Origin of the sequence: Burkholderia sp. FL-7-2-10-S1-D7, assembly GCF_001524185.1 — a bacterium.
In the GTDB taxonomy this organism is placed as follows: Bacteria; Pseudomonadota; Gammaproteobacteria; order Burkholderiales; family Burkholderiaceae; genus Burkholderia; species Burkholderia diffusa.
Genome location: NZ_LOWY01000057.1, coordinates 48,722 through 68,222 on the forward strand (window position 1 = coordinate 48,722; position 19,501 = coordinate 68,222).

Below are 19,501 nucleotides of genomic sequence, written 5' to 3' on the forward strand. Positions count from 1 at the left end.
GGTATTCGGAAAGGATAGGCCGGCGGCGGGACAGCGACCGGCCGGCGGCAGAGCAACCGGCCGGCGCTAGTGGCCAGACTGGTCGTTCGAGCGCGGCGCGTGCTGGTAGAAGCCGCGCATCAGGTCGATCAGCGAATCGCGATCGGCGCCGTTCACGCGGTTGAGCGCGCTCGTCGGGCCGTGGATCAGCTTGTTGGTGAGCGCTTGCGACAGCGCTTCGAGGACTGCCGCCGGATCGTCGCCGCGCGCGAGCAGCTTTTGCGCCTTCTCGACTTCCGCGCGGCGCAGTGCGTCGGCCTGCGTATGCATGTGACGAATCACCGGCACGACGCTACGCGTGTCGAGCCACTGCATGAAATTCTGCACACGCGTCTCGATGATCGTCTCGGCTTGCGCAACCGCGGCCTGGCGCGATGCGTTGCCTTCGCGCACGATCGCGCCGAGATCGTCGACGGTGTAGAGGAACACGTCCTTCAGCTTGCCGACTTCCGGCTCGATGTCGCGCGGCACGGCGAGGTCGACCATGAAGATCGGCCGATGACGGCGTGCCTTCACCGCGCGTTCGACCGCGCCGAGGCCGATGATCGGCAGCGTCGACGCGGTGCACGACACGATGATGTCGAATTCGTGCATGCGGGCGGGCAGATCCGACAGCGGCATCGCGCGGCCGTTGAAGCGTTCGGCGAGCCGCTGGCCGCGTTCGGCCGTGCGGTTCGCGACGACGAGCTCGCGCGGGCTCTGCGCGGCGAAGTGCGTCGCGCACAGCTCGATCATCTCGCCGGCGCCGATGAACAGCACACGCTGATCCGATACCTTTTCGAAGATGCGCTGCGCGAGGCGGACGGCGGCGGCGGCCATCGACACCGACTGCGCGCCGATCTCGGTCGTGCCGCGCACTTCCTTCGCGACGGCGAACGTCCGCTGGAACAGCTGGTTCAGGTAGGTGCCGAGCGCGCCGGCTTCGGTCGCGGTGCGCACCGCGTCCTTCATCTGGCCCAGAATCTGCGTTTCGCCGAGCACCATCGAGTCGAGGCCCGACGCGACGCGGAATGCGTGCCGGACTGCTTCCGACTGGGGCAGCGCGTAGACGTGCGGTGCGAGCTCGTCGACCGGAATCCGGTGGTACTCCGACAACCAGCGAATCGCCCCCTCGCGTGCGGCCCGATCATCGGTCGCGCAATAGAGTTCGGTGCGGTTGCAGGTGGAGAGGATCGCCGCTTCGGGCGCATTGGGCGCCTGGGGGCCGAGGAACACGTTCTTGAACGTGACGAGAGCCGGCTTGATTTGCTCGAGCGGAAACGCCACGCGTTCGCGCAGGGCGACAGGCGCAGTGTGGTGATTGATTCCGATCGTGAGGAGTTGCATATCGAGGGCTATCGTTTAGCGCCATATTATAGCGTTTCAGTGATTTCCTCACTCGCGGCATACCGGGCATCAGCGTGGCGTGGCCTCGAATTTGGGGGTTCGATCGGCACGCGGTCGAGCTGATAGCCGTAGCCGTAGAGCGGCAGAAGCCGGTAGCCATGTTCCGGAAGCAGCTGCAGCTTGCTGCGCAGCCGGGACGCGTGCGTGTCGAGCGTGCGCGACTTCATGTCGCGGCGGCGGGCCCACACGGTTTCGAGGATATGGGCGCGCGACACGGGCCGGGACAGGTTCGCGAACAGCAATTGCGCGAAGCGGAACTCCTTCGGCGTCAGCGCGACGACCACGTCGCCGAAGCGCACGAGGCCGTGGGTCGCATCGAATGCGTATTCTCCATACATTTCGCGGGAGCGATTCGGCGGCCGCCGGACGCCAGCGCGCCGGCTCAGAGCGTTCACCCGTGCGAGCAGCTCGGGCCCGCTCACCGGGCGCACGAGGCAGTCGTCGGCGCCCGCGTGCAGGCATGACACGACTTCGCTTTCGCGCGGCAGCTGCATCACGGCGATGGCCGGCAGGCCGGGCAGGATCGCTTGCGCACGCGGAATGACTTCCTCGGCCGGCTGATCGCCGGCCCAATAGCAGGTGATCAGCATGTCGCAGGTGTCGGTGGCGAGCCACTCGAAGAACGCGGTGCTGGACGGAAACGCGTGGCACACGTGACCGCCGGCGAAGAGGAGGCGGTTCAGGAGCGCAGCATGACGTGCTTCCGGATCGATCAGGGCGATTCGCATGAGGATTTCTTCAATACGGCTGCCGGAGCGCGCTTGCCATAACGTCGGGTCGGCCCCTACACTCGAATGTTCGCGGCGCCCGGCTGGTCTCGGGTTCGATGGATGAATCGATGCTAGTCGCTGGCAACGTTCACGCCTATGGGACGAATCTGAATTTATAGAAGGCGTCGAATGAACTGGTTTGGAATCCTTGTCCTGGGAGCGGCCGTCGGGCTGTTCGGCCGGTGGCTGCATCCGATGCGGCGCACGGGCCGGCCGGCATGGTGGATCGCGGTGCTGGTCGGCATCGCAGGCGCCGCCGCCGCGCGCATGGCCGGCAATCTCTCTGGACTGTTTTACGATGGCGAAACGCTCGAATGGCCGGTCTGCACCGGTGTCGCGTTCCTCGCCGTAGCCGTGACGGTCGCGGTGTCTTCCCGTCGCTGAAAGCTCTCAGGTGAAATCATGAATGCCCGTCTCCCCGAAGTCTCGTCGGTGCCGGCCCGCCTCGCGCTGCTGCGCGGTGCGATGGTCCGCGAGGACCTGGCCGCCTATCTCGTGCCGTCCGCCGATCCTCACCTGTCCGAGTACCTGCCCGAGCGCTGGCAGGCGCGCCGCTGGCTGTCCGGTTTCACGGGCTCGGTCGGCACGCTGGTCGTGACCGCGGATTTCGCGGGCTTGTGGGTCGACAGCCGTTACTGGGTGCAGGCCGAGGCGGAACTCGCCGGCACGGGCGTCCAGCTGATGAAGATGACGGGCGGGCAGCAAAGCGCGCCGCATGTCGACTGGCTCGCTCAGAACGTGCCGGCCGGGGCGACGGTCGGTGTCGACGGTGCCGTGCTCGGCGTCGCGGCGGCACGCGCGCTGACGGCCGCGCTGAGCGCGCGCGGCATCGCGCTGCGCACCGATCTCGACCTGCTCGACGCGATCTGGCCGGAGCGCCCGGGGCTGCCGGGCGATGCGGTGTTCGAGCACGTGGCGCCGCAGGCCGACACGACGCGCGCAAGCAAGCTCGCCGAAGTGCGCCGCGCGATGCACGCGCAGGGCGCGCAATGGCATTTCGTGTCGACGCTCGACGATCTCGCGTGGCTGTTCAACCTGCGCGGCGCCGACGTCAACTTCAACCCCGTGTTCGTCGCGCACGCGATGATCGGCGCCGATCGCGCGACGCTGTTCGTCGCCGACGGCAAGGTGTCGCCGGCGCTGGCCGCGTCGCTCGCGCGGGACGGCGTCGAGGTTCGCGCGTATGACGCCGCGCGCGCGGCGCTCGCGGCGTTGCCCGACGGCGCGACGCTGCTGATCGACCCGCGCCGCGTGACGTTCGGCACGCTCGAGGCCGTGCCGGCCGGCGTGAAGCTGGTCGAGGCCGTGAACCCGTCGACGTTCGCGAAGTCGCGCAAGACGTCCGCCGAGATCGAGCACGTGCGCGTGACGATGGAGCACGACGGCGCCGCGCTCGCCGAATTCTTCGCGTGGTTCGAGCAGGCGGTGGGCCGCGAGACGATCACCGAGCTGACGATCGACGAGCAGCTCACTGCCGCGCGCGCACGGCGCCCCGGCTACGTGTCGCCGAGCTTCGCGACGATCGCCGGCTTCAACGCGAACGGTGCGATGCCGCACTATCACGCGACGCCCGAGTCGCACGCGACGATCGCCGGCGACGGCCTGCTGCTCGTCGATTCGGGCGGCCAGTACGTGACCGGCACGACCGACATCACGCGCGTCGTGCCGGTCGGCACGGTCAGCGACCTGCAGCGCCGCGATTTCACGATCGTGCTGAAGTCGATGATGGCGCTGTCGCGTGCGCGCTTCCCGCGCGGCATCCGCTCGCCGATGCTCGACGCGATCGCGCGCGCGCCGATGTGGGCGGCCGGGCTCGACTACGGCCACGGCACCGGCCACGGCGTCGGCTACTTCCTGAACGTGCACGAGGGCCCGCAGGTCATCTCGCACTACGCGCCGGCCGAGCCGTACACCGCGATGGAAGAGGGGATGATCACGTCGATCGAGCCGGGCGTGTACCGGCCCGGCAAATGGGGCATCCGGATCGAGAACCTGGTCGTGAACCGCGCGGGCGGGCAGACCGAGTTCGGCGACTTCCTCGCGTTCGAGACGCTGACGCTCTGTCCGATCGACACGCGCTGCGTGCTGGTCGAGATGCTGCATGAAGAGGAGCGCGCGTGGCTGAACACGTATCACGCGACCGTGCGTGAGCGCGTCGGCCGGCACGTGAGCGGCGATGCGAAGGCGTGGCTCGACGCGCGCACGCAGCCGATCTGACGCAACGCGCAACGAGCGACAACGGCCGCACGACGGCCGGACCATGATCGACAGGGCAACCGATGGCAGACACCGCAGTGATCGTGATCGACATGCAGCGCGGACTGGTGCAGCGGGCGCGGCCCGCGTACCGGCTCGATGACGTCGTGTCGGGCATCAACCGGCTGACGGCGGCGGCGCGCGCGGCGAACGCGCCCGTGTGCTTCGTGCAGCACGACGGCGACGCGGACGACGATATCGTTCCCGGCACGCCCGGCTGGGAACTGCACGAGGAACTGATCGTCGGTCGTGCCGACTGGCGCATCCGCAAGCAGATGAGCGATTCGTTCCACGACACGCCGCTCGCCGCGCAGCTCGACGGCCACGGCATCCGTTCGGTGCTGATCTGCGGCTATGCGACCGAGTTCTGTGTCGATTCGGCTGCGCGCCGCGCGGCACTGCTCGGCTATCGGACGACCGTCGTGTCCGACCTGCATACGACGAACGAGCGCACGCACCTGTCGGCCGCACAGATCGTCGCGCATCACCACTTCGTGTGGGAAAACAATACGCTGTCGGGCAATTCGGTGACGCCGCGTCCGCTTGCCGACGTGCTCGCCGCGGAGTTCGCATGACGATCAAGGCGGTGGTGTTCGATTTCGGCGGCGTGCTGATCGACTGGAGCCCCGAGTATCTGTACCGGCAACTGATTCCGGACGAAGCCGAGCGCCGCTGGTTCCTCACGCACGTGTGCGCGATGGAGTGGGTGATCCGCCAGGACGGCGGGCAGACGATCGACGAAGGGACGAGCGAGCTCGTCGCGAAGTTTCCGGCGCACGAGGCGCTGATCCGCGCGTTCTACGCGCGCTGGCACGAGATGATCGGCGGCGTGCTCGACGAAGGCGCCGCGCTCGTCGACCGGCTCGATGCGCAGGGCATGCCGCTCTTCGGGCTGACCAACTGGTCAGCGCAGACGTTTCCGTATGCGTGGGACAACTTCCCGGTGCTGCGGCGCTTCAAGGACATCGTCGTGTCGGGCCGCGTGAAACTCGTGAAACCCGATCCGGCGATCTACCGCGAAATGCATGCGCGGATCGATCCGTTCCTGCCGGGCATCGCGCCGCACGAACTCGTGTTCATCGACGACAATGCGAAGAACGCGGCGGCCGCGACGGCGCTCGGCTGGCACGGCATTCATCACACGAGCGCGGCCGCGACCGAGGCGCGTTTGCGCGAGCTGGGCGCGCTCGCGTAGCCTTCTGGCAGACGACGGCAGAGGGATGCAAAAAAGCGGGCCACGAGCCCGCTTTTTCGTTTTGCCGAGCCGGCAGCGGCCGCTTTCTGCATCCGGCGCCGCGTTGCCGGGTGCCCGGGCCGCTCCGTTCAGCGGCTGATCGGCTTGTAGCGCAGTCGCTTCGGCTTCGCGGCTTCCTCGCCGAGACGCGCACGCTTGTCGGCTTCGTATTCCTGGTAGTTGCCGTCGAAGAACGTGACCTGCGAATCGCCTTCGAACGCGAGGATGTGCGTCGCGATCCGGTCGAGGAACCAGCGATCGTGCGAGATCACCATCACGGAGCCCGCGAATTCGAGCAGCGCGTCTTCCAGCGCGCGCAGCGTTTCGACGTCGAGGTCGTTCGACGGTTCGTCGAGCAGCAGCACGTTGCCGCCGGAGATCAGCGTCTTCGCGAGATGCAGGCGGCCGCGTTCGCCGCCGGACAGGTTGCCGACGATCTTCTGCTGGTCGCCGCCCTTGAAGTTGAAGCGGCCGATGTACGCCCGCGACGGCGTTTCGTACTTGCCGACCGTCAGCACGTCGGCGCCGCCCGAGATTTCCTCGAACACCGTCTTCGAGCCGTCGAGCGCGTCGCGGCTCTGGTCGACGTACGCGAGCTTCACGGTCGGGCCGAGCACGACTTCGCCCGAATCCGGTTGTTCCTTGCCGGTCAGCATCTTGAACAGCGTCGACTTGCCGGCGCCGTTCGGGCCGATGATGCCGACGATCGCGCCGGCCGGAATCTTGAAGTTCAGGTTGTCGATCAGCAGGCGGTCGCCGAACGACTTGCTGACGTTCTTGAACTCGATCACTTCATTGCCGAGGCGGTCGCCGACCGGAATGAAGATTTCCTGCGTTTCGTTGCGCTTCTGGTATTCCTGGCTGTTCAGCTCCTCGAAGCGCGCGATACGCGCCTTCGATTTCGCCTGGCGACCCTTCGGGTTCTGGCGCACCCACTCCAGTTCCTTCTTGATCGCCTTCTGGCGCGCCGATTCCGACGCTTCTTCCTGCTTCAGGCGCTCTTCCTTCTGGTCGAGCCAGCTGCTGTAGTTGCCCTTCCACGGAATGCCGTGGCCGCGGTCGAGTTCGAGAATCCACTCGGCCGCGTTGTCGAGGAAGTAGCGATCGTGGGTGACGGCGACGACCGTGCCCGGGAAACGCACCAGGAACTGCTCGAGCCAGTCGACCGATTCGGCGTCGAGGTGGTTGGTCGGTTCGTCGAGCAGCAGCATGTCCGGCTTCTCGAGCAGCAGCTTGCACAGCGCGACGCGGCGCTTTTCGCCGCCCGACAGGTGCTCGATCTTCGCGTCCCACGGCGGCAGGCGCAGCGCGTCGGCGGCCACTTCGAGCTGCTGCTCGGGGCTGCCGCCGTCTCTCGACGCGAGGATCGCTTCGTACTTCGCCTGCTCGGCCGCGAGGGCGTCGAAGTCGGCGTCCGGTTCCGCATACGCGGCGTAGATTTCCTCGAGCTTCTTGTTCGCCTGGAACAGGTCGCCAAGGCCTTCCTCGACGGCTTCGCGCACCGTCTTCGTCGGGTCGAGCTGCGGTTCCTGCGGCAGGTAGCCGATGTTCAAATTCGGCATCGGCGTTGCTTCGCCTTCGATGTCCTTGTCGACGCCCGCCATGATGCGGATCAGCGTCGATTTGCCCGAGCCGTTCAGGCCGAGCACGCCGATCTTCGCGCCGGGAAAGAACGACAGCGAGATGTCCTTCAGGATCTGGCGCTTGGGCGGCACGATCTTGCCGACCCGGTTCATCGTGAAAACGTATTGGGCCATTTGGGTGTGAAAGTCAGAAAAGGTTGAGACGGCCGCGCAGCTCGCGGGCGTGCGTGGCGTCGGGAAATTCGGTACGGAGCGTGCCGCGCGGGGCGCGGCGGTGTCGCCGCGGGTTGGCGGCGCGAGCGCGTATTGTACTTCGCCGCCGGCTGCCGCTGGCACCGCGCAGGCCATCCGGCCGACCCGCGTTCACAGCCACGCGGCGACGCCGCCGTGTCCCGAGCAGGTGCCGCGCCGATGGCGGCTGAAACTGTACGTGCCGTCGCGGCAGCGCGCGCTCGCGCCCTCGGGCACGCGGCCCGATTTCGAGTGGGCCGGCGCGTGGACGGTTTCGCCGTCGCGATTGCGGTACGTGTCGTGCCGGTCGAGGTCGGCTTCGTTAGCGTAGCCGGGCGACGCGCGATACGCGTGCGCCGCGGGCGGCAGCGCGGCACACGCGACGAACAGCGCGGCCGACAGGGTCGCGATGCGCGTCATGCGGCGGAGCAGGGCAGGCATGGTCGCTCTCCGGATGTCGTTGTCGGGTGCGGGCCGCATGTTAGCCGATCGGCCGAAGTTCGGTGCCGCCGCCCTGCGGGGCAGCGACGCTACGCCGCGCCGGTCATCGATGCCGCGCCGTCGGCCTGTGCGGCCTCGAGAATCCATCGGCGGAACGCGGCGACCTTCGCGCGTTCCGCATGATGCGGCGGATAGACGAGGTAGTACGCGAAATCGTCGAGCCAGGCGACGTCGGCAAGCTGCACGAGCCGGCCGCTCGCGAGTTCGTCGCGCACCATCGCCGCCGGCAGCAGGCCGGCGCCCTGGCCGGCGAGGATCGCCTGCAGCAACAGGCCGGAATCGTCGAACGCGGGGCCACGCGGCGGGCCGAAATCAGCGATTCGCTGCGCGTCGAACCAGATGTGCCAGCCCTTGCGCTCGGCGTCGTGCAGATGCGGCCATCCGGCCAGGTCGGCGGGGGTGGCCGGAAGGCCCAGCCGCGCGACGAGTGCCGGCGCCGCCAGCGCGACGATCTCCACGGTTAGCAACCGTTCGCTGCATAGCCCGATGTAGCGGCCGAGACCGTGGCGGATCGCGACGTCGACGCCGTCGCGCGAGAAATCGGCGAGCGCGTGGCTCGCGACGATCTGCAGGTCGACGTCCGGGCACGCGTCGCGGAACTTCGCGAGGCGCGGCACGAGCCACGCGGACGCAAAAAAGGGTGTCACGCTCACCGTCAGCACGCCGCTGTCGGCGGCCCCCGACACACGCTGCGACGCGTCGGCGATCTGCCGGAACGCGTTGCGCACGGGCGGCAGGTAGTCGCGGCCCGCGGCGGTCAGCAGGATGCCGCGATTCACGCGCTCGAACAGCTGTACGCCGAGGTGCGTTTCGAGCGTGCGGATCATCTGGCTCACCGCCCCGGGCGTGACCGACAACTCCTCGGCCGCCGATTTCACCGACAGGTGGCGGGCGGCCGCCTCGAACGCACGCAACGCGTTGAGCGGTGGAAGGCGTGAACGGATCATTGAGTTTTTCTAAAGCGAAAGACCGACGAAATATCGTTTGAGGCGACGAGCATGCACGAGTACCGTTGTTGCATTGGATCGTATCCGTGGTGAGCGGGTTTTGCGCTGCCGATGCGATCAACATAGTTCAACTATATCCATGAGGCAATCCGGGTGCCGTGCGGCGTCCGGCGGAATCTGGAAGGAGGATCGTCATGAGCAGCCTGCGCGCATCGCGCGTCTTCTACGGCTGGTATGTGGTGGCGGCCGCGTTTGCGGTCACGTTCGTCGGCTTCGGCAGTGCGTACACGTTCAGCGCGTTCGTCGAATCGCTGCAGCGTGATTTCGCGGCATCGCGCGGGCAGATCTCGCTCGTGTTCTCGCTGGCCGGCTTCCTGTATTTCGGTTTCGGCATCGTCAGCGGCCCGCTTGCCGATCGCTTCGGCTCACGGCGGCTCGCCGTCGCCGGCATGGTGCTGACGGCCGCGGGTCTCGCGGCGGCCGGTGCCGCGCATACTTTGCTGCAGGTCTATGTCGCGTACGGGCTCGGTGTCGGCCTCGGCGTTGGCTGCGCGTACGTGCCGGCCGTCGGCGCCGTGCAACGCTGGTTCGTGCGGCGGCGCGGCTTCGCGTCGGGGCTCGCGGTCGCGGGGATCGGCGTCGGCACGCTCGTGATGCCGCCGCTCGCCTCCGCGCTGATCGCGCACGTCGGCTGGCGCGGCGCGTACGTCACCCTCGCGGCGATCGCGGTCGTGGTGGGCGCGGGCATGTCGCTGCTGATCGAGAACGATCCGCGCGGGCGCGGATTGCTGCCCGACGGCGATGCGGCGCGTGCGCAATCGGGCGACGGGCAGCGCGGTGCCACTTCATCGGTGTCCGCCGGCGCGACCGTGCGCGAAGCCGTCACGTCGCGACCGTTCGCGAGCCTGTATGCGGCATGCCTCGTCTGCTCGTTCGGCGTGTTCGTGCCGTTCGTGCATCTCGTGCCGTACGCGCTCGATCACGGCGTCGCGCAGTCGACGGCCGTGCTGCTGCTCGGCGCGATCGGCGTCGGCAGCACGGCAGGGCGCTTCTTCCTCGGCGGCGTCGCCGACCGCTTCGGCCGCCGCGCGTCGCTGCTCGCGATGTTCGCAGGCATGGCGGCCGCGCTCGTAGCGTGGGCCGGTGCCGGGAGCGTCGCGACGCTGGCCGCGTTCGCACTCGTGTTCGGCGTGTTCTACGGCGGCTGGGTCGCCGTGCTGCCGGCCGTCGTGATGGACTACTTCGGCGGCCGCAACGTGAGCGCGATCATCGGCATGCTGTACACGAGCGTCGCGTTCGGCACGCTGATCGGGCCTGCCGCCGCTGGTTTCATCTACGACGCGGGCGGCGGCTATCTCGTGCCGATCCTGGCCAGCGCGGCTGCGAATGCCATCGCGTTCGCGATCGTTGCCACCACGGGTCGCGCGCCGGTGGCGGCGCGCGCGGCCGGCCGCTAGACGCGCGTCGCCGGGCGCGCAGCCAGACGCCGCTCGGCTAGGCGCCTTTCCCGATTTCCGCTACGGTGTCCGGGACGTCGATCACCAACGGGCGGAGGCGCATCGTGACTGACGCCGTGAAAAACCTGCTTCTGCGAGAATGGCACGCGATCGTGCCGGCCAAATGGCGGGACGCAGGGCCGGGCGGCGCGATCTGAGCATCCGGCGCAGCGCCTGCGCGGCACGCCAACCTCCTTGACGGAATGCGTCCGTTGCGATGTCGGGCGGGCATGTCTCACCGCCTATTTCCCGATCCGGCGGCTCCTGAGCGGACGCCGAACCGGACCAAGCGTTGCATCGGTTCGCATCGATGCAACAAGTGGTTCCATCGAAATTCTTCAATTGGTTCTTAGTCAAGAACCGTTTGATGCTTACACTCCTTCGCTTCGAAGGCGGCTGGCCAACAGCCGACGGAAAGGGCGCACGCGATGCGCCGGCGCCCCGTGTGCCGCATCGCACCCGCAGCTTCGCAGACTGCGTCGCGCACCGACCGGAACAGGCTCGATCCTGTTCCCTGCCCGCGTGCCGCGCATGCGCTGCGGGCTGCCGGATTCAACAACGACAAATCCCGCGCCGCCTTCATGCGATACCCGGTCATATCGGAACCGTTTTTTGGAGAGAGACACATGAGTGGAAGCAAGACAAGCCTCGGCACGGGTCTGAAGCAGCGTCACGTGACGATGATGTCGATTGCCGGCGTCATCGGCGCCGGCTTGTTCGTCGGCTCCGGCCACGCGATCGCGGAGGCCGGCCCGGCTTCGATCCTCGCGTATGCGATCGCGGGCGTCCTGGTCGTGCTGGTGATGCGCATGCTCGGCGAGATGGCCGTCGCGCATCCGGACAGCGGTTCGTTCTCGACCTATGCTGATCGCGCGATCGGTCACTGGGCCGGTTTCACCATCGGCTGGCTGTACTGGTGGTTCTGGGTGCTCGTGATCCCGATCGAGGCGACCGCCGCCGCGACCATTCTCAATGCGTGGTTCCCCGGCGTCGCGACCTGGATCTTCGCGCTCGGCATCACGTTGTTGCTGACGATCACCAACCTTTTCTCGGTCAAGAACTACGGCGAATTCGAATTCTGGTTCGCGCTGATCAAGGTCGTCGCGATCGTCGTGTTCCTGTGCATCGGCGGCGCGGCGATCGTCGGTATCGTGCCCGCGCCGGCCGTATCGGGCGTGTCGAACCTCTTCGCGCACCAGGGCTTCATGCCGAACGGCGCCGGCGCGGTGCTCGCGGCGATGCTGACGACGATGTTCTCGTTTCTCGGCACCGAGATCGTGACGATCGCGGCCGCCGAGTCGGACAACCCGCAACGCCAGATCGTGCGTGCAACGAACTCCGTCATCTGGCGTATCACGCTGTTCTATCTCGGCTCGATCCTCGTCGTCGCGGCCATCGTGCCGTGGAACGATCCGCTGCTGCCGAAGCACGGCTCGTATCAGCGCGCGATGGAACTGATCGGGGTGCCGAACGCGAAGGCGATCATCGACGTGATCGTGCTCGTGTCCGTCGCGAGCTGCCTGAATTCCGCGCTCTACACCGCATCGCGGATGCTGTTCTCGCTGTCCAAACGCAAGGACGCGCCCGCGTTCCTGCATAGCACCGATTCGACCGGCACGCCGCGTGCGGCCGTGCTCGCATCGACCGCATTCGGTTTCCTGACCGTGATCGCAAACTACCTGATGCCGGAGCAGGTATTCGGCTTCCTGCTGGCGACGTCGGGCGCGATCGCGCTGCTCGTGTATCTCGTGATCGCGATCTCGCAGCTGCGGATGCGCAAGACGCTCGAATCGAGCGGCGCCGACCTGACGCTGCGGATGTGGCTGTTCCCGTGGCTCACGTGGGCTGTGATTCTGTTCATCTGCGGCACGCTCACCGTGATGTTCGTCAGCGAGGATCACCGGATGGAAGTGGGCGCGACGGCCGTGCTCGCGCTGCTCGTGTTGTTTGCTTCGTGGTTGAACAAGCGCGGTCGTGATGCGCGAGCAGGTGCTGGGCGGCGGGTGTCGGCGACGTGATGACGTGACGATCCGAAGGCGGGCAGGGGGGCTCGTCTTTGGCCGACGGGCAAGCCCGCGGATGAAAAATGGGCCGATTGGCATTTGCCAATCGGCCCATTTGCTTTTCGTGCCGGATGCGCATCATGCGATGCCGAGCGTATCGCGCGGCATCGTGCATTGCGCGTATCAGACGTTGAAGCGGAAGTCTGAAAAGCCACCGGCCGGGAAGCCTCGTCCTTATTAGCTCACCACTGCAGAAGAGGTTTGGCGAGGCTTAGGCACCTTCGGGAAGTACCCCCGGTTGTACCCCCAAAGTGAATGCGTGGGGGTATCGCATGCAGTGATTGAATCATAAACCAGCACTGCCCGGCATGCGAAGCAACAGGCACGGGCTGCAAAAAACTGGGTATGAGCCAGACCGCATTGTTGCCTGACAAATCAAGGCGACTCGGGTGAGATGTTTGGCATTGGGCCGATGGCCCCATTTCTGGAGCAAACGCCATGCACGTCATCCCGCCACATTCCTTGACCAAGGAATTCGCTACCCCGCCGCCCTGATGCTGGATCCTCGCCTAACCCTCTTGGAGCGCAACGGCTGGCAGGTGCTGAATATGCTCAAGGGGGCGGATGGCCTGAGTCAGCTCATGAGCTACAACCAGTTGCGCCGGTACCTGACCACCGTTCCCCTGGGACAGCGCGCAGGCTTTGAAACCGCTGCCCGCAGCTTGATGGTGTTGCGCTGCCATCGAGCCTGACCGTCGGGACGATGACGAGCCCCCATCACCGGGGGGCGCTTCGGGTGTGCTCCCGAAGTAGGTGGCTGATGACTCGCTTGCAACTTCGCCCGCTACGGCGCCGAGGGATAAGGGCGCAGTTCAATTCGGTCTGATGCAGACCACACCAGAGCAAGGCAGGCCAGGCTCGCCAGTACGTACGTATAAAAATTCTTTAAAAGAAGTACGTACGTACCGCGCGGGCGCGCAAGAAGGAAACCAGCCTGCAATGGGGCCTGCGCTGCAGCTACCACCCTGCCTGGCTAGGATGGCCCCAGACCAGCACCGCGACGTGCGGACGGCCTTGCGGTGTCTCCCAGGCGAACACCGGCAAGCCGTGCTGGATGAACTGGAGGCCTGTGTGCAGTTGGGTGCCGTGCGCAATGCCGTGGCCTACTTTTTCGCCTTGGTGAAGCGCGTCTTTGCAGGGGAGTTCCGCTCGTGGGCGGCACGCAAGCCCACCAGCCCGGAACCGGCTAATGCTCCTGTCCACAAGGGAGCCCCCGCAGCGTCAGCCACTCCGCCTCAAGCCGAGTACAAGCCGGCCGAGCCCGAGGTGGCACAGGCCCATCTTGCCCGGGCACGCAGGCTCTTGGGGCTACCGGCGCGCGCCGGCGAATTGGCGGCTGAACTTTTGCTGCAGAACGGCCACTTGCGGCCACGCTCCACCTAGGCCATTGCTCCACCTTCCGTCTGCGGTCTAACCAATGAAAAGGCCAAACCCCATGATTGCCAAACGGCTAGGGCGCGGGGGCGAATCATCTATGCATCAACTAGGCCAACTTGACCGCCTATCGATTGGTCCGTGTAGCCCACAGACGTTTCATCGCATCAATGTGATGCTCAATGGCATGGAGATGATGATCCCCATGGACACCGCGTAGGCTCTGGAATGTCCCGGCGGAAAGAATGGATTCGCGGCGATTTCGGCTAGCGCGACGAAATACATTGCGAAGAACATGAACCATAAGGCATGACCGAAGGCGCCGCACAGAGCTGCTGCAAGCGCGAAACCTGCGATAACTGCAGCCGCAACGGAGGCGAACGCCACAGCACGAGCGGACACGTGGGCAACGAATGCCGTGAAGCGGGGATATTCGCGTGTGGTGCGTAGCCGCTCGACCATTCCTTTGGCGAGCCACAGAAACATCACGGTCAACAGTAGCGAATTGAAGGCGATGTGTTCCTGAAGCAGTTCAGAGCCCCAATTCGCCTTGTCGAAATGCCGATAGCCCACCCACTGAACCAGCCCGCAAATCAGGCCAACGGTGCCGAAGAATGGGAGATCACCTTTCAGTTCCTTCGCAACCAACATCCAGGGGACCGCCGTTGCTACCTCAGACCGCGAAGAACGTTTGCAATCGTTGAAGTAATCATTCATAGGATCACTACCCTCTACACCGAACACCTACACCTTGGACATTTCTTGTCCGAGCGGGCTTGGCCGTCCGGAAGGTCACTGCGATTTTTTTCCGCCATTTCTGGTCATCGATTTGGCCATCTTGGTGAGATCACTTGGAGCTCTACGACGCCCGGGAACCGGAGGCTACGGCAGTTACTTCGGAACAGCACGGTGCAATACAAAATCTAGATCCGTGCAGCCATCTTCGAAGCGAACTCTGCTACCGCCTTTTCTATGTCCACGGGGGTTCCGAGCATCGCCGGCAGATCCTTTACCCGATGGTATATGACAGCTACCAGTTCACTTTCTGTAGGACGTGGCACAAGCCTTTTAAGGTTGGATATTGCTTGCCTAAGCTCCCTGGCATCGCTGGGATGCGAACTGAACCAAGTTGGCCTAGAGGCCCAGCATTCGATTGCTTGTTTGATGTCTTCCCGCATAAAAATTCCCTATTTGCGATCTATTGAACGTTACGGAGAGCCTCACCCATTCATAGCCCCCTTGGCGTCCTGAGTCAGGAGGCCCAGATTACGGCGGGGTACATGGGGCGGTTAGACCTGTCATCCGGAGCCGTCTTGGCCAGCATCAAACTCACCGCCCTCCAAATTCAAACTCATCCATGATTCGGCGCAGAGCGATTGAGTCCTCCCCGTCCGGATTCGCTTCATGCTGGCGCTCGAAGAAAAACTCTACAAGATAGAACTCATCTTCGCTCCTAATTTTCCCCCGTTTAATGATGGCGCCTATCTTTTTTTCATCCTTATCAAAGAATTCAGGGAAATCATTTAATATAATTTGGTTGTATTTTTTTATAAAATCCCTTCTTTCGGTGGTCGGTATGTAATTCATAAAATCGCTGGCCCCTCTGAGTCCTTGTTTTACTCCCTCAGTCAAAGTTGAAGCAGAGACGCCCTCAGCTAGTGCTTGAGAGTATTTGTTACGACCGGCCTCCCAAGAATCCTTAAATTTCAGCAACACCGGGTGTTGGTAACTTGCCAAGAGAGAAACGACTTGGTCGAATATCCCAAGAAGTTTCATCAGTTCAGCTGTTTTTTGCGATGTTCTCGTCATGAATTTCACTCGCTATTTCAAAATTCTGAATCTAGATGGGGAATTGTCCGGAAGTGCTCCAAATTCCGCTGTCGAAGCAGCGTCATACAAGAAGCCGCGTGGATTCCAATCCCCGACCCCATTAATCATGTTTCTTGTGCTCCCGCCAACACTTTGAGCGCCACCATGGAAATCTATGAGCTGTTGCTCCCGCCCACGTATTGCATCTCTATTAACAGAGAACTTATCCAAGACCGGGGGAGCAAATCCCTCTGCATTCAGATGGCCTTGCTGTAGCCCTCGCCGGCGCACCAGCGTATTGGGATCACCATACCCTGAAGTTCGCCCGCAATACACCTGCTGTGTGATTGGATGAGTCCTTGTATACGTCGCATGGTAGTACGGCAGCCGATTGGGGGTATCACCTGTCAAAAGGAGTGGTAAGAGCAACCCCGCCGGCTTGACTGATGGTACGGGTACGGAGTTGGGTATCGAAATGGGCGCCGGCACCGCAATGGAGCCACTCAAGCCCAACGGATCCATCCATCCCACAGGATTCGGTGCGAACTGGTACAGACTCAACCCGCCTGCAAGCCCAATCGGATCTTTCGATACGAAGCGCCCACTACTAGGATCGTAGTACCTGTGCCGGTTGTAATGCAGCCCGGTCTCATGGTCATGGTACTGCCCCTGGAAGCGGATGGGATTGGCGATCGGCGCCTTCCCCGATGCCTTCCTGATCGCCTCCTGCGCGACTCCCCACGCGCGGTACTCCGCGCTCCACGCAATCTCGCTGTGCTCGTCAGTCAGCTCCTGCGGTGTGCCGAGGTGATCGCACTGGTACCACGCCAGGCTGTTGATCGGTGGCGCGGGCGGCGGAGGGCCCCACAGCGGGTCTTCATCCTGCCGGTAGTAATCGCCGTACTCGGGCTGATCGAGCAATTCGATGGCTTCCTCGCGCACAGCCTGCGCCACCGGCACGAAGCTGCCCGGCTCGTAGACGTAGTGCGTGGTGCGTGCGCCAAAGCCATCCTCGTCGGCGATCTTGCTCTCCCACGCCAGCGTGTCGCCATCCCAGCCATATAACGTGAAGCCGCATTGCAGTTCGCGGTTGCGCTTCACACGCTCGGCGCGGTTCCAGTGTGGCCCCGCTTCGCTTCTTTCCTCGTAGTGCGCCTGGCTGTGCTTGGACAAGCGCCGGCCAAGCGCGTCGTAGGTGTAGTCGACCTTCAGACGCTCGTCTTCGTAGTGGGTCAGGCGGTCGAACAGGTCCCAGGTTAAGCGGCCTTCCTTGCCGTTGTGCCAACGCTGCGTGAGGTTGCCGCGCGCGTCGTACTGGTAGTGGGTGCCCGCGTATTGCTTGAGCAGGTTGTCCAGTGCCTTGATGCGCGGCATGCGCTGGCGCTCGGCTTCGCGCTGCTCGGCCGGGTCGATCAGGTTGCTGGCCGGGTCGAAGTCGAACGTCTCATGGCCGAGCCGGCTTTGCGCTTCGAGCAGGCGGCCCACCGGATCGTAGCGGTAGGCGAGTTGCCCGCGCCGCGTGTCGTTGATGTTGGTGAGCTGGCCGCTGGCGTCGTACCGGTAGCGACGCACCAGCAGGCGGTTACCGCCTGCGGTGTGTGTGGGCGCAGGCGTGTCGCGCGTCAGCACCTGCTCGCTCAGCCGCCCCATGGCGTCCCACTGCTGCGTTTGCAGCAAGCGGTTGCCTTGTGTTCTGGCGACCTCGCGATGCAGGTCGTCGCGCTCGTAGCTGACCAGTTCTCGTTCATCCAACTGGAGAGCCAACAGGTGGCCGCTGCCATAGGTGAGCCAGCTGACGCGGTGGCCGTCCGGGCGCACGGTGGCGATGCGCTGGTTCAGCGCATCGTATTCGTGCTGCCACACGCCCACCAGCGGCTGGCCCAGGCGGCTGTAGTGCTGGTGCTCACGCACCAGGTTGCCAGCCGGGTCGTGGAACCAGTGCAGGCGGCTGTCGGCGTTGGTCGCCAGTGCCAGGTTACCGTTGAGGTCGTACGCGAAGGTCTCGACCTGCCAGTCTTGCTGGCGCGGGCTCGCGTCGCCGGTTTGCAGCGCGGCGCGCCGCTCGGTGAGGCGGCCCATCGGGTCGAAGGTATAGGCGGTGATGCGCTGCCCGTCGATGGCTCGCGCCAGTTTGCCGGTCGCCTCCTCGTACTCGTAGCGCGTGATGGCGCCGTCAAAGCCGGTTTCCGCCAGCAGACGGCCCACCGGGTCGTAGTGGAACTCGGCATCGCGGCCGTTCTCGTTGCGCAGCGCGGTGAGCTGGCCGAGCTTGTCCCACTGGTAGAGCAGGGTCTGGCCAGCGGCGTCCACCCGCTTGGCCAGCAGGCCGGCCTCGGTGTAGTCCCATTCAGTGCGCCGGCCCAGCGCATCGATGTAGGTCAGCAGCCGGCCTTCGGCGTCGCGCTCGAAGTGCTCTTCGGTATCGTCCGGGTAGCGGATCGCGGCGAGCTGGCCGGCCTCGTGGCGGTAGCGGGTGACCTGGCCCGCCGCGTCGGTGAACTGCACAAGCTGGCCGCGCGCGTCGTAGGCCCATTCGCTGGCCTTGGCCGAGCAGTCCACGTAGCGGGTGAGCTGGCCGCTGGCGTTGTACTCGAGCTGCTTGGTCTTGCCGTTGGCATCGGTGATGCCGATCGGCAGGCCCATCAGGTTGTACGCGTACTCGATCTTGTTGCCCAGCGGGTCGATGGCCTCCGTCAGGCGGCCGCGGGTGTCGTAGTCGCGCAGCCAGAGGCCGCCCTCGGCATCGCTGATCTTGATGAGCTGGTCTTGAGTGTCCCAGGCGTAGTGCACAACCGAACCATCGGCGCGGATGTGCTCCAGCAGGTTGCCGTTCTCGTCGTAGGCGTAGCGGTCTTCACTGCCGTCCGGGTGAATATGCTGGACGACGTTCTTCGCCTCATCGCGGAACAGCCATTCCTCACGCTGATCGGGATGGATGATGCGGTACGTGTAGCCGAGGTGGTCGTAGTAGTGCCAGGTCTCCTGGCCATGGGCATCGGTGACGTAGGTGAGGCGGATGTTCTCGTCCCACTCCAGGCGGGTGTCGAAGCTGCCGTCGTCGGCCCATTCGCGCACCGCTTTGGCATCCGCGCCCTCGCCCTGCCAAACCAGGTTCATGCCGCGGCCGGTGCGGTCCGTGTAGCGGGTGATCAGGTGATGCTGGTACTGGTAGGTCCATGCGGCAGCATTCTCGTCTTGTGCCAGCGTGAGGTCTCCCGCTTCGTCGTAGCGGTACAGGCTCAGACGGCGCAGGGGTTCGTGCTCGCCCATCAGCCACAGGCCGGTGATGCGGCCCGCCTCGTCCACCAGAGTGCCCAGGTGGGTATGCGGCTGACTGGGATCGTCCTGGTAGGTGATCAGGTCCGACAGCACCGCGCGATTGCCAACGCGGTGGTCGTAGCCGAGCAGCATGCCGGCGCCGCCGCGCAGTTCGATCCGCACCAGCAGGTAGCGGTCGCCGTGGCGCTGGTAGGTCTCGCGGCGTTCGTAGCCACGACATAGCACCAACTCGTGATCGCGTACACGAACCAGCGTGAGGTCTTCGATGCGATCTTCATGGAACTGTCCGACCTTGGGCAGCGGGTAGTCGTGGCTGCGGCCGTCGGCGCCGTGGTAGCGCAGGCCTTCGCCCCGCACGTCGAAGCGCGTGGTGTACGGCGTGATCCAGCGCGCGCCCAACTCGCCATCGTCGAAGGCGCCCAGGCTGGAGCGGTAGGTACGCGTCCAGGAGATGGGAAATGGGCCGGGTAGCGTGAAGTCGGTGTGGCTGAGTGTTTCGCTGCCCGTGGCAAAGCTGATACTGCTGCCGGTGC

General features: G+C 65.0%; 15 protein-coding genes and 1 pseudogene. 8 read left to right on the plus strand and 8 right to left on the minus strand.

Annotated features, from left to right (window positions below; all coding sequences use genetic code 11):
• Positions 1-66: 66 nt before the first annotated feature.
• Positions 67-1,365 (minus strand): glutamyl-tRNA reductase, encoded by a 1,299-nt coding sequence (hemA, locus tag WS75_RS19345; RefSeq protein WP_059465273.1) that lies wholly within the window; start codon positions 1,363-1,365, stop codon positions 67-69.
• A gap of 26 nt (positions 1,366-1,391) precedes the next feature.
• A complete protein-coding gene (locus tag WS75_RS19350) occupies positions 1,392-2,153 on the minus strand; it encodes a response regulator transcription factor (RefSeq protein ID WP_059682185.1) in 762 nt (253 codons plus the stop codon).
• A gap of 171 nt (positions 2,154-2,324) precedes the next feature.
• On the opposite strand from WS75_RS19350, the gene WS75_RS19355 reads away from it, so the two are divergent.
• From WS75_RS19355 to WS75_RS19370, 4 genes are all read left to right on the plus strand, one after another.
• The gene (locus WS75_RS19355) at positions 2,325-2,579 is read left to right on the plus strand and encodes a hypothetical protein (protein ID WP_059682188.1); all 255 of its coding nucleotides are present in this window, start codon (positions 2,325-2,327) and stop codon (positions 2,577-2,579) included.
• 18 nt (positions 2,580-2,597) lie between these two features.
• Positions 2,598-4,412, plus strand: coding sequence for an aminopeptidase P family protein (locus WS75_RS19360; RefSeq protein ID WP_059682190.1), 1,815 nt, complete (start codon positions 2,598-2,600; stop codon positions 4,410-4,412).
• 62 nt (positions 4,413-4,474) lie between these two features.
• Complete coding sequence (locus WS75_RS19365) at positions 4,475-5,026, plus strand: cysteine hydrolase family protein (protein ID WP_059682192.1); 552 nt, start codon at positions 4,475-4,477, stop codon at positions 5,024-5,026.
• On the plus strand, positions 5,023-5,646 hold the full coding sequence (locus WS75_RS19370; protein ID WP_059682193.1) for an HAD family hydrolase: 624 nt from the start codon (positions 5,023-5,025) through the stop codon (positions 5,644-5,646). Before WS75_RS19365 ends, WS75_RS19370 begins: the two co-directional genes overlap by 4 nt.
• 128 nt (positions 5,647-5,774) lie before the next feature.
• On the opposite strand, the gene ettA is transcribed toward WS75_RS19370, so the two are convergent.
• The 3 genes from ettA to gcvA all read right to left on the minus strand — a co-directional run bounded on the left by ettA (position 5,775) and on the right by gcvA (position 8,947).
• A complete protein-coding gene (ettA, locus tag WS75_RS19375; protein WP_059682195.1) occupies positions 5,775-7,442 on the minus strand; it encodes an energy-dependent translational throttle protein EttA in 1,668 nt (555 codons plus the stop codon).
• Positions 7,443-7,631: 189 nt separating this feature from the next.
• Positions 7,632-7,940: a DUF3761 domain-containing protein gene (locus tag WS75_RS19380; RefSeq protein ID WP_059682198.1), complete on the minus strand. Its 309-nt coding sequence runs from the start codon at positions 7,938-7,940 to the stop codon at positions 7,632-7,634.
• An 89-nt stretch (positions 7,941-8,029) separates the two neighbouring features.
• Positions 8,030-8,947 (minus strand): transcriptional regulator GcvA, encoded by a 918-nt coding sequence (gene gcvA, locus WS75_RS19385; RefSeq protein WP_059682200.1) that lies wholly within the window; start codon positions 8,945-8,947, stop codon positions 8,030-8,032.
• Positions 8,948-9,141: 194 nt separating this feature from the next.
• On the opposite strand from gcvA, the gene WS75_RS19390 reads away from it, so the two are divergent.
• From WS75_RS19390 to WS75_RS34330, 4 genes and pseudogenes are all read left to right on the plus strand, one after another.
• Positions 9,142-10,404 carry an MFS transporter gene (locus tag WS75_RS19390; RefSeq protein ID WP_059682203.1) on the plus strand — a complete coding sequence of 421 codons (1,263 nt, stop codon included), beginning with the start codon at positions 9,142-9,144 and terminating at the stop codon, positions 10,402-10,404.
• Between the two features lie 110 nt (positions 10,405-10,514).
• Positions 10,515-10,601 (plus strand): annotated as a pseudogene (locus WS75_RS34955) (MmcQ/YjbR family DNA-binding protein); the annotation flags it as partial.
• Between the two features lie 468 nt (positions 10,602-11,069).
• Positions 11,070-12,461, plus strand: a complete 1,392-nt coding sequence (gabP, locus tag WS75_RS19395) for a GABA permease (protein ID WP_059682205.1) — start codon at positions 11,070-11,072, stop codon at positions 12,459-12,461.
• A 539-nt stretch (positions 12,462-13,000) separates the two neighbouring features.
• The gene (locus WS75_RS34330) at positions 13,001-13,198 is read left to right on the plus strand and encodes a hypothetical protein (RefSeq protein ID WP_059682207.1); all 198 of its coding nucleotides are present in this window, start codon (positions 13,001-13,003) and stop codon (positions 13,196-13,198) included.
• Between the two features lie 841 nt (positions 13,199-14,039).
• Here WS75_RS34330 and WS75_RS19410 read toward each other — a convergent pair.
• From WS75_RS19410 to WS75_RS19420, 3 genes are all read right to left on the minus strand, one after another.
• The gene (locus WS75_RS19410) at positions 14,040-14,597 is read right to left on the minus strand and encodes a hypothetical protein (RefSeq protein ID WP_156429824.1); all 558 of its coding nucleotides are present in this window, start codon (positions 14,595-14,597) and stop codon (positions 14,040-14,042) included.
• Between the two features lie 612 nt (positions 14,598-15,209).
• The gene (locus tag WS75_RS19415; protein ID WP_179948931.1) at positions 15,210-15,689 is read right to left on the minus strand and encodes a hypothetical protein; all 480 of its coding nucleotides are present in this window, start codon (positions 15,687-15,689) and stop codon (positions 15,210-15,212) included.
• A gap of 12 nt (positions 15,690-15,701) precedes the next feature.
• Positions 15,702-19,501 (minus strand): RHS repeat-associated core domain-containing protein (locus WS75_RS19420; RefSeq protein WP_059682215.1); only part of this gene is annotated, 3,800 nt, incomplete at its 5' end.